We start from the raw sequence: 10445 nt of genomic DNA, 5'->3' as shown, positions 1-10445 counted from the left end.
ACCTCCGCCCTCGACCCCGAACTCGTCGGAGACGTCCTCGACGTCATGCGCGACCTCGCCGAGTCCGGCATGACCATGATCGTCGTCACCCACGAGATGGGCTTCGCCCGCGAGGTCGGCGACAACCTCGTCTTCATGGACGGCGGCGTCGTCGTCGAGTCCGGCCACCCCCGCGACGTCCTGGGCAACCCCCAACACGACCGCACCAAGGCATTCCTCTCCAAGGTGCTCTGAAAGGCGGCCGAGGGATGGGGTACGGACACCGGTCCGTACCCCATCCCGCCGGTCAGTCGCCCCTGACCACGCAGAAGGGATGTCCCGCCGGGTCGGTGAGGACCCGCCACCTCGCCTCGTTCGGCTGGTGATCCGGCTTGACCGCGCCCAGTCGCAGGAGACGTGCCTCCGCCTCGTCCAGGTCGTCGACGTCGAAGTCGAGATGGAACTGCTGAGGGACGGTCTGGTCAGGCCAGCGCGGAGCCCGGTAGTCGTCGACCCGCTGAAAGCCGATCAGAAGGCCGTGCTCTCCACAGAGGCCGGCGAAGTCGGCGTCCGACTTCGGGTGGGGTTCGAGTCCGGTGGCCTCCTGGTAGAACGCCGCGAGTGCGAGCGGGTCCGGGCAGTCCAGTGTGATCGCGGACAGCTTCATCTGCAGGGACATGGCACCTCCGGCCGAGCGTCGGGCACAGCGGATCTCAACCTAGGTCACGGCCCCGGAGGTGAGCCCGGGATTATCTCGACGGCCGGTCACCACGGCGGCTGTCGGAGAGCGAAGCGTTCGCCCTCCCTGCGGACCTCCACCACGCCCCCTCCCCCGAAGTGGGCGGGCACGACCAGTTCGCCCTCGGCCGCGGCCCGTTCGAGGATGCGGCGTCGACTGGCCACCGCCCCTCGGGCGTCCAGGCAGAAGCAGCTGTTGCACGAGGGATCGAGGACTTGGACCGGGCTGTGCAGCAGATCTCCGACGAAGACCGCCCGGTCCGTCCCGGACGCCAGGCGCAGCACGCTGGACCCCGGGGTGTGGCCCGGGGCCGGTTCCAGGGTGAGCCGGGCGTCGATGCGGTGGGCGCCGTCCCAGACCACGGACTGCCCCGCCCGGTGCACGGGCGCGACGCTGTCCTCGTAGACCAGCCGGTCGTCCTCGTGCCGCCCCCCGCCGTACGCGTTGTCCGGGCCGAAGTGGGCGTCGTCCGCGGCCGGGACGAGGTAGCGGGCGTTGGGGAAGGTGGGGGTCCACTCCCCCTCGGCGTCCCTGGTGTTCCAGCCGACGTGATCGGCGTGGAGGTGGGTGTTGACCACGATGTCGACATCCTCCGGCCTGATCCCCGCGCGGGCCAGGCCGCCGAGGAAGTCGCCCTGCCAGTGGTGGAACTGCGGCTGGCCGGGGCGCTCGCGTCCGTTGCCCACCCCGGTGTCGACCAACACGGTCCTTCCACCGCTGCGCAGCACCCACGTCTGCAGCGCCATCACCGCCCGGTCGCCGTCCGGATCCCAGTGGTCCGGCGCCAGCCAGTCCTCGTTGGCCTTCCACACATCCGCTCCGGACTCCGGGACCAGGCCGCGGGCCGGCGCGAACGCGCCCTGCCACTCGACGATCCGGATGACCTCGACGTCTCCCAGCACCATGGTCTGCGGGCTCTCGCTCTTCATGAGACCGAGCCTAGGAAGGCTCGATGAGCCTCTCAATGCTCATGCCGCTCCTTCGAATACGCGAGCGGATCACGCCCGAGTCGGGCGATACGCTGCGGCCATGGATGTAGTGAGCGACGCGATCGCGACCGTACGCACGGGGCAGCCCTCCTCCGATCGGGTGCGGGTGAGCGGGACTTGGTGCGCACGGCTCGCCCCGTACGACGGCGCGGGCTTCCATGTGGTCCTGGAGGGTGCGTGCTGGCTGCTGCCCGACGGCGGCTCGCCCGTCCGACTCGGCGTGGGGGACGCGGTGTTGCTGCCGCACGGCACGGGGCATGTGATCGCCGACTCCCCCGCCGACGCGGCGACCGTGGCACGGGCGGTCCCCTTCGAGCAGTGGGCCGAAGCCCGTGCCCGTCGCGGCTCGACTGAGCCGCCGGAGCCGAGCTCGCGCGGCCAGGTGGAGATGCTCTGCGGCAAGTACCGCCTCGACCGCAGCCGCCCGCATCCACTCATGGCGGAGCTGCCCCACCTCGTCCACCTGCCCCACCGCGTCGGCGGCGACCCGGGGCTGCGTGCCGCGATCGACCTGCTCGGCAGCGAGTTGACCGCGCAGCGGCCGGGTCACGGCATCGCGGTTCCGAGCCTCGTCGACCTTCTGCTCGTCTACATGATCCGCTCATGGGTGGGCCAGGGCTCCTCCGGTGCCTGGTCGGCCGTGCTCGGCGACCCGGTGACGGCCGCCGCCGTGCGGGCGCTGCACGCGGACCCGGCCGCGCCGTGGACGAACGATCGTCTGGCCGACGCGGCCGGCGTCTCCCGGCCCACGCTCGCCCGCCGGTTCCGTACCCTCGTCGGGCGTCCGCCGATGGCCTATCTCGCCTGGTGGCGGCTGACCCTGGCCGCCAGGCTGCTCCGCGACACGCAGGAGTCGTTGACGGTCGTCGCGCGCCGCGTCGGTTACGGATCGCCGTACGCCTTCTCGCATGCCTTCAGCCGCGAGTTCGGCACGACGCCGGGACGCTACCGGAAGCTGCACTCGGTTCGGCCGGACACACGGACCGACCACTGACCGTCGGTCGGATCAGGGCCGGGCCAGGACGTCGGCGAGGGCTTCCCGGCTGCGGCGCAGGTCGTCGATGCGCGCGTCGGTCGCCGCGAGCTCCCGGTCCAGGATCTCCCGCACGTCCACACACCAGTCGAACTCCGGCAGTTCTCCGTGGGCGCAGGGCAGCACCGCGCGGATGACCTCCGTGGACAGGCCCGCGTTCAGCAGCGCACGCACCTGGCGCACGGTGACCACGGAGGCGTCGTCGTACTCGCGATACCCGTTCGGTCCGCGGTCCGCCTCCAGGAGCCCCTGCTCCCCGTAGTACCGCAGCAGTCGCGTGCTGACTCCCGTACGCCGGGACAACTCCCCGATCAGCATGTGACCCGTCCCATCCAGCACCCCGTCCCGCGTCGCTCGCGCTTCCGGTCCCGACATCGCCCGCAGCCTCAACGTCCCGCCGGGACCTCGGCATTCCCCTGCGGCGCCGCTCCGTTCAGCACGTGCGCCGCACGTGTCCGGGTTTCCCGGCCGGCCGTACGTCGGTGTCCCTGAGCACGATCGAGAGCTTGTCGCCCCAGGCCGAACAGGCGGCGTCGAGGCCGGCCGGCCGGTACTCGATGACGAAGACGCGGTCGTCGAAGGCGGCCGCGTACGGCCCGCACTCCTCGTACTGTCCGCACTCCTCGGCGACGGCGAAGTCGAAGCCGATGCCCCGGCCCTGCTCCGCGAGGTCCGCCGCGTTCTTCTGACCGATGGCGAGGCCGGCAGCGTGGGCGCGGTCGACGAGGAGGCGTGCGAAGGCGAGGTCGTGCTCGGGCGTGAGCCGGCCGTCGGAGCGTTCGTACGAGTCGAGGTTGTCCGCCTCGACCGCTTGGTAGCCGTCGGTCGCGCACCCGTCGATCCACTCTCCGACGATCGCGGCGAGACGCCGGCGCTTGTCCGGTGTGGAGACGTCCAGCAGGGCCTCGCCCCAGTCCTCGTCCATGACCGGCGCACCGGAGGCGTCGCGCAGGAGCAGGTCGGGGTGGTTCGTCCGCCACCAGTCCGTGGCGTCCGGCTGGGTCTGGAAGGCGTTGACGTAACAGACGTTGTACAGGCCGGGTGCGGGCTTCGCGGTGCGGTCGCGGGAGACCGCGGTCACGCCGGCCGGAGGTTCGTACGGCCCGCCGATCTGGTAGTCGAAGCCGATGTGCGGCTCGGGCGGTACCACCTTCCCGGACGGCGGCCGGGAGGAGGGCGCGGAGTCGTCGGTGCCGTGCGGCCCGTCGGAGGAGGTGCAGCCGGCGACCGCCACCGCGAGGATGCCTGCCAAGGCGAGGGCGGACAGCGCGTTGCGGGCGGGGCGCGGGGCGCGGGCGATCACGGGGCGGGCTCCTGGCTGTCGTACGGGGCGGGAAGCGCAACCCCTGTCGCAGGGGGTGAGTGACGGCTGCGGCGGGGTGGGTGACGGCTGCGCGGGTGGGTGACGGCTGCGGCGGGGGCGCTCGCGGTCCTACGGTACGGCGCGCGCGGTCGGCGGCGACGTCGGACTGCCGAAGATCCCCGGCCGTCGTCGGCTTCGGGTCGTCGGGACCGTCGGACGCGCCGGCGGGAGCACGGGGGCGGGGGCGAGGACGTCGTCGCCGGCAGGCGGGCGGGTGGGGTGCTAGGAGGCTTCGACGGCGGCTTTGATGCGGCGCCCGAACGCGTCGGCGTCCTTGCGGGCGGCGCCGAGCGCGAGGCCGACGAGGAGCTTGCCGAGGCCGTGTCCCTCCAGCACGTTGAAGATCCGGACCCGCGTGGCGCCGTTCGGCAGGGGTTCGAGGTCGTAGCCTCCTCGGGACGCCGTCACGATGTTCTTGGACACCTCGGCCCAGCGCATCCGGCGTGGTGCGTCGAACTCGGTGACGCGGAACTCGCGTGCCGTCTTCATGCCGGCGTCCTTCACCGTGCTCCGGAACACCGTTCCCACGGCGGTCGGGGAGTCCGGGACCCGCTCGATCCGCTGCACCCTGGGGCTGAACGTGGGGTCGTTGCGTCCGTCGGCGAGGAAGGCGAAGACCTCCTCGATGGGACGGTCGACATCCGTCGTCGCCTCGAACTGTCCGGACATCGGGCCGCTCCCTGGTCTCTTCCGTCGTGACGGCGAGCGTATGGCGCCGGTAGGGGCCGCGCGCGGCGACGTACGCCGCGGGGGTGACGGTGCGGCAGGGCGGGGTAACGGTGACCGACGGCGTGGCAGCTCGCGGCGAGGCGCGGCGGCAACGGATACCGCCGGTGTGGCGGCGTCGCGGGGAGGGGCGGTGGCAACGGACACCGACGGTGTGGCGGCGTCGCGGCGCGGGGTGGGCGGACGCGCCGTGGTGGAGCCCGGGCGCACACGACGAAGACCCGCTGCCGCATACGGGGGAGATGCGGCAGCGGGCCTTCTCCCTCCACCATAGCGGTTGACCGTTCAACGGGAAAACCCGAGGTCGGGCAGGAATCGGCGCGGTCAGAGGGAGGCGGACGGTTCCGCCTCGTAGGCGCGGTGGAGCAGCTCGACGAAGGCCGGGGCCTCGGGGAGCGGCACGGCGCCGATCCGATGGACGGTGACGCCGGGCGTCCAGGAGTTCATGACCACTCCCCCGGACAGCTCCGGCAGGTCGGCGAGGGTGATCTCCTGGTGGCGCTGGGGGATGCCGAGGCGGTCCAGCTGGCGCCCGACGACGGCCATGGTCGTCCCGGCCAGCATCTCGGCGACGGGCCACACGACCGAGGCGCCGTCCCAGAAGGCCAGGTTCCAGATGGAGCCCTCGCTGATTCGGCCGCGCCGGTCGACGAACGCGGCGTCGTCGAAGCCTTCGTCGACGGCGCGGCGGAGGGCGTACGTCTTGGCCACCTCGCCGACGTGCTTCACGCCCGGCAGGAACCGTTCGTACGGGACCGCCGCCAGCGCCAGCGGGCCGTGGGGGCCGCCCGCGGCGGGTCCGGTGCGCACGAGCAGTTCGGGCTCCTCCTCGGGGGTCGCGACGGTGAACTCGCCGGAGGGTGTGTACACCGTGGCCACCAGCGAGAGATCGGCCGGACCGGCCTGCTCCACGGCCGTACGGAGCCAGGTACGCACCCGGTCGTCGGGGAGCGCGCGGCCGAACAGCTCCAACGAGGCGTGCCGCAGTCGATCCAGGTGCAGGTCGAGGCCCCGGACGCGGCCGTCGCGCACCTGCATGGCGGTGAAGTGGGCGTAGCCGGTGAAGGCCAGCGGTTCGAGCTCTCGGGCGGTCGCCGGCCGGCCGTTGCGCTGCACAACGAAGGTGGTCATGGTGTCGCTCCTGCGGTACGGGTCGGGCGGGATGCACGACGCCGGTGGGTCGTCGGCGCGACGCTAGGGCTTCACATCAATGGGAAGGTCAAGCGCGGGCCGCCACGGCAGGATGGCGTTCATGAACACTTCCGAGTGGGTGACCCTGTTCAGCTTCGAGAACGTTCCCGGCAGCCCGCGGCCGGGGCGGCTCATGGCGGTTTGACTGCGCGACCGCGGTATCGACTGGGACCCCTTCCGGGGCGACGACATCAGGATCGACCTCATGTGCGGGATCCGCGCGGACGGGCACTGGCACGGCACGGTGGGGGTGAGCGTCCGGGGGGAGGCGCTGCGGCGGTTCGGCCTCCACCCCGACCAGCCGACCTCGGCGCCCGCCGACCCGCCGCCCCCGAGCTGGTGGGGCCCCTGGGCGCGGTGACGGAGGCCGGTCACGCGCCGACAGCGCGCCACCATCACTTGCACACCGTGCAATTCTACTTTTACAGTGTTCAAGAGCGCGCTTGAACACTGTTGAAGTCGTGGTGTCCGCTTCGGCGGACACCACCCGCACCGGGGGAACGCCATGCCCGACGGAACATCCGCACGGACGCCCGAGTCCGTTTCGTTGCCCTACGAACGCCCCGCGGGATGCCCCTTCGATCCACCGGCACCCCTCGCCGAGCTGCGTGCGAGGCGGCCGCTCAGCCCCATGACCTACCCCGACGGGCACCAGGGTCGGCTGGTCACCAGCCACTCCCTCGTCCGCGCCGTCCTGGCCGACCCCCGCTTCAGCTCGCGGTACGAACTGATGCACTACCCCCTGCCCGGCGGCCCCGAGGGCGAACTGCCGCCCGCGCCCCCGGGCGACATGACGGGGATGGACGCGCCCGAGCACACCCGCTTCCGACGTCTGCTCGCCGGCCGGTTCACGGTCCGGCGGATGCGGTTACTCACCGACCGCGTCGAGGAGATCACCGCCGAACACCTGGACGCGATGGAGGCCGGAGGCCCGGGAATCGACCTGGTCCAGGCATTCGCGCAGCCGATCCCCGCACTCATGATCTGTGAACTGCTCGGCGTGCCCTTCGCCGACCGGGACGCCTTCCACGGGTTCGTGACCGCGCTGATGAGCCTGGACTCCACGCCCGACGAGCGGATGGCCGCCATGACGGGTCTGCAGGAGTACATGTACGGGCTGGTGCTCGCCAAGCGCGCCAGGCCCACCGACGACCTGCTGAGCGACCTGACGACCAGCGACCTCACCGACGAGGAACTCACCGGCGTCGGAGGCTTCCTGCTCGGCGCGGGCCTCGACACCACCGCGAACATGCTGGCGCACGGCACCTTCGCGCTCCTGCGGCACCCCGGTCAACTCGCCGTCCTGCGGGACCGGCCGGACCTCGCCGACCAGGCCGTCGAGGAGCTGATGCGGTATCTGAGCATCGCCCACACGATGGTGCGCGTGGCCCTGGAGGACGTCGAGCTCGACGGCGAGACCATCAGGGCCGGTGAGACGGTCACCCTCTCGATCCAGGCGGCCAATCGCGACCCGGAACGGTTCGAGGACCCCGACAGGCTCGACCTGCGCCGCCGGGCGACAGGTCAACTGGGCTTCGGACACGGCATCCACCTGGGCGCCCTGGGGACTCACCGACCCCGTGCCGCGATTCTGTGTGGCCTGCGGCACCCGGATGACGCCGCTGCTGACCATCTCCTCGTCCGAATGGCACCGGAACAGCACGAGTTGGATCCCGCACGAAGACCAGATCGCCGGCGCATCCAACTGGTCCAATCCGCCCAAGATCACAGTGCTGGACGCCAATCATCTCCAGTTGTACGCCTGCCCGGCGAACGGAGGCCACCCGCACACGGACCTCATCCAGTGAGGGGCTGCTGCTTGCGCACCCGCCACCTGATCACCGCTACCTGATCACCTCTGCCGGGCCGCTCGATGCATCGGGCAGGCCGAACAGGATCGACCTGCCCGATACCGCCCCGTATCAACCTGGCCGATCGTGGAGTCGGCGCCGGGGAGAGTGCCCTTGAGCCATCCGACCTTGCCAAGCCCGCCCTCCCGCTCAGCGATGGCGCCTTTGTTCTGGGCACCTCGTGGGCGTGCTCGGCGAGACCGGCCGGGGCCGCCGCCACACCCGACCCGCTGGAGACGTCGGCCGCCATCCAGAGCGCGCTACGCCCTGCGCACAGGTTCGGTAAACGTCTCCGCGTCCGCCGGCGCGAGCGTGACATCGACGCGCTCGCGCGGCGAACGCGGAGGGCCTGGCCGGTCCGATCCTCGGAAGCCAGGCGGTCGCCCTGAGCGCGCTCGGCTGGGAAGGCGGCGAGCACCGGACTTCGCCGGGCCTCAAGCACTACGTCGGGCAAGGCGCCGCCGGACCCTTCGACGACGTTCCTGTCGACGGGGTGGTGCGGACCAGGACCCGGCCGAGGGGCTCCCCCTGCCCGGTTTGGCCTGTGCAGCGCGAGGGGCGCGGCCAGAATTACTCAACGTCACTCACCCGATACTGCACGTGGCCCTGCCGTCTTCTCATCCCGCTGCCCAGCGACGGTGCGGGGCCGGGAGCCCCAGCGGGCACCGGCGGCCCGGCGTCCGGAGCCCTCCTCGGCCGGTGCTTGTCAGAGGCGTCGGGCACAGTGGAAGAGGTGATTCCTCGACGAGCGGGGTGACCCCATGACACACGCGATACGGGCGGAAGGTCTCACCAAGAACTTCAAGGGGACCGCCGCACTCAAAGGCATCGATCTCGAGGTCCCGGCAGGTACCGTCCTGGGCCTGCTCGGACCCAACGGTGCCGGCAAGACCACGGCGGTCCGGATCTTCGCCACGCTCCTCCATCCCGACGGGGGCCGTGCCGAGGTCGGCGGGTACGAGGTGGTGAGCCAGGCCCGTCAGGTCCGGTCGCTGATCGGCCTCACCTCGCAGTTCTCCGCGGTGGACGACAACATGACCGGAACCGAGAACCTGGTGATGATCGGCCGCCTGCTCGACATGTCGCGCCCCGACGCACGAGCACGGTCTGCCGAACTGCTGCAACGTTTCCACTTGGAAGAGGCCGCGGGGCGCGCCGTGAAGACGTACTCGGGCGGGATGAGGCGGCGTCTCGACCTGGCGGCGAGCCTGGTGGGGCGCCCCCGCATCCTGTTCCTGGATGAACCGACCACGGGGCTCGATCCGCACAGTCGTGGCGAGGTCTGGGGGATGCTGCGCGGTCTGGTGTCCGAAGGCATGACCATGCTGCTGACCACACAGTATCTCGACGAGGCCGACCGCCTTTCCGACAGCATCGTCGTGGTCGACCAGGGCAGTGTGATCGCCGAGGGCACCCCCGACGAGCTGAAGACGCAGGTCGGAGGACAGGTCCTGAACGTGCAGCCTGTTTCGACGGCCGACCTGGCAAGCGTCCGCGCGCTCGTGGCGGAGGAGGCCGGTCCCCAGACCGCGATCGAGGATCATCGTGTCACCGCCCCCGTCACCAGCGAGGCGCTCATGCCCCGCGTCGTACGCCGCCTCGATCAGGCGGGAATAGCCGTGGGTGAGCTCACCCTGCGCCGCTCTTCCCTGGACGAGGTGTTCCTCGCCCTGACCGGTCACAAGGCACAGGCGGACGACTCGGAGACGTCCGACGACGACTACGCGTCCACGGGAGGCCCGTCATGACCGGCATGGAGCTCACGGAGCCGACCGCCCGCGGAGGGAACCGCGTCCACGTGGGCGCGGCGCTGCGGCAGACGGCCACGATGGCGTGGCGGAGCCTGATCTCGGTGAAGCACAACCCGCTGGAGCTCGTCGACTACAGCATCACGCCGATCATGTTCGTCTTCCTCTTCACGTATGTCTTCGGCGGGCAGATGGCCGGCTCTCCGCAGGACTACCTGCAGTACGCGCTGGCCGGGATCATCGTGCAGAACACCCTGTTCATGAGCATGTACACCGCGATGTCGCTCAACGCCGACCTGACGAAGGGCGTGTTCGACCGCCTTCGCAGTCTCCCCATCGCCCGGGCGGCGCCGCTCTACGGACGCATCGCCGCAGACCTGGCGAAGCAACTCTGGGCGATGCTGTTGATGATCGGCCTCGGCACCCTGCTCGGGTTCACGCTCACAGGGAGCGCCCTCGGCTTCCTCGGCGCGACGGTCCTTCTCCTGACCTTCGCCGCCGCGGTCTCCTGGACAGCCGTCCTGATCGGGATGCTGGCGGGCGACGCCGAGAAGGTGCAGGTCTTCGCCTTCACGATCATCTTCCCGATCACCTTCACGAGCAGCGCCTTCGTCCGCGTCGACACGATGCCGGGCTGGCTTCAGGCGTGGGTCGAGGTCAATCCCGTCACGCACCTGTCCGACGCGTTCCGCGGCCTCCTGCTGGGCACACCGGTCGGCTCGTCCGTCATGTGGTCACTGATCTGGGCTGCGGGCATCACCGCTGTCTTCATGCCGCTCGCCATGCGCGTCTACAACTCCCACAGCCGCTGAGTCCTGTTGACGTTC

The 10445-nt window shown here is 71.0% G+C and carries 11 protein-coding genes and 1 pseudogene; 6 read left to right on the top strand and 6 right to left on the bottom strand.

Going from position 1 to position 10445, the window contains the following annotated elements; genetic code table 11:
* Window positions 1-234 (top strand): annotated as a pseudogene (locus AB0D99_RS22660) (ectoine/hydroxyectoine ABC transporter ATP-binding protein EhuA); the annotation flags it as partial.
* A 52-nt stretch (window positions 235-286) separates the two neighbouring features.
* On the opposite strand, the gene AB0D99_RS22655 reads toward AB0D99_RS22660, so the two are convergent.
* Together AB0D99_RS22655 and AB0D99_RS22650 are read right to left on the bottom strand one after the other, a co-directional pair.
* Window positions 287-658, bottom strand: a complete 372-nt coding sequence (locus tag AB0D99_RS22655) for a VOC family protein (protein ID WP_362364951.1) — start codon at window positions 656-658, stop codon at window positions 287-289.
* Between the two features lie 86 nt (window positions 659-744).
* The gene (locus tag AB0D99_RS22650) at window positions 745-1647 is read right to left on the bottom strand and encodes an MBL fold metallo-hydrolase (RefSeq protein WP_362364948.1); all 903 of its coding nucleotides are present in this window, start codon (window positions 1645-1647) and stop codon (window positions 745-747) included.
* A 100-nt stretch (window positions 1648-1747) separates the two neighbouring features.
* On the opposite strand from AB0D99_RS22650, the gene AB0D99_RS22645 reads away from it, so the two are divergent.
* Window positions 1748-2701 (top strand): AraC family transcriptional regulator, encoded by a 954-nt coding sequence (locus tag AB0D99_RS22645; RefSeq protein WP_362364945.1) that lies wholly within the window; start codon window positions 1748-1750, stop codon window positions 2699-2701.
* Between the two features lie 12 nt (window positions 2702-2713).
* Here AB0D99_RS22645 and AB0D99_RS22640 read toward each other — a convergent pair whose 3' ends face one another.
* The 4 genes from AB0D99_RS22640 to AB0D99_RS22625 form a co-directional block, all read right to left on the bottom strand.
* Window positions 2714-3058: a MerR family transcriptional regulator gene (locus tag AB0D99_RS22640; protein ID WP_362364942.1), complete on the bottom strand. Its 345-nt coding sequence runs from the start codon at window positions 3056-3058 to the stop codon at window positions 2714-2716.
* Between the two features lie 115 nt (window positions 3059-3173).
* Window positions 3174-3974 carry an endo alpha-1,4 polygalactosaminidase gene (locus AB0D99_RS22635; RefSeq protein WP_362364969.1) on the bottom strand — a complete coding sequence of 267 codons (801 nt, stop codon included), beginning with the start codon at window positions 3972-3974 and terminating at the stop codon, window positions 3174-3176.
* 351 nt (window positions 3975-4325) lie between these two features.
* Window positions 4326-4772, bottom strand: a complete 447-nt coding sequence (locus AB0D99_RS22630; RefSeq protein ID WP_362364939.1) for an SRPBCC family protein — start codon at window positions 4770-4772, stop codon at window positions 4326-4328.
* A 381-nt stretch (window positions 4773-5153) separates the two neighbouring features.
* Window positions 5154-5960 (bottom strand): aminotransferase class IV family protein, encoded by an 807-nt coding sequence (locus AB0D99_RS22625; protein ID WP_362364936.1) that lies wholly within the window; start codon window positions 5958-5960, stop codon window positions 5154-5156.
* A gap of 265 nt (window positions 5961-6225) precedes the next feature.
* Between AB0D99_RS22625 and AB0D99_RS22620 the strand changes: the two genes are divergently transcribed.
* From AB0D99_RS22620 to AB0D99_RS22605, 4 genes are all read left to right on the top strand, one after another.
* On the top strand, window positions 6226-6381 hold the full coding sequence (locus AB0D99_RS22620; RefSeq protein WP_362364933.1) for a hypothetical protein: 156 nt from the start codon (window positions 6226-6228) through the stop codon (window positions 6379-6381).
* Window positions 6382-6651: 270 nt separating this feature from the next.
* Complete coding sequence (locus AB0D99_RS22615; protein ID WP_362364930.1) at window positions 6652-7872, top strand: cytochrome P450; 1221 nt, start codon at window positions 6652-6654, stop codon at window positions 7870-7872.
* A 759-nt stretch (window positions 7873-8631) separates the two neighbouring features.
* On the top strand, window positions 8632-9618 hold the full coding sequence (locus AB0D99_RS22610; protein ID WP_362364927.1) for an ATP-binding cassette domain-containing protein: 987 nt from the start codon (window positions 8632-8634) through the stop codon (window positions 9616-9618).
* 5 nt (window positions 9619-9623) lie between these two features.
* On the top strand, window positions 9624-10430 hold the full coding sequence (locus tag AB0D99_RS22605) for an ABC transporter permease (RefSeq protein WP_362364966.1): 807 nt from the start codon (window positions 9624-9626) through the stop codon (window positions 10428-10430).
* Window positions 10431-10445: the final 15 nt, after the last annotated feature.

The sequence above is a fragment of the Streptomyces sp. NPDC047971 genome, assembly GCF_040653355.1.
GTDB lineage: Bacteria > Actinomycetota > Actinomycetes > Streptomycetales > Streptomycetaceae > Streptomyces.
This window is presented reverse-complemented; position numbering and strand designations above follow the sequence as displayed.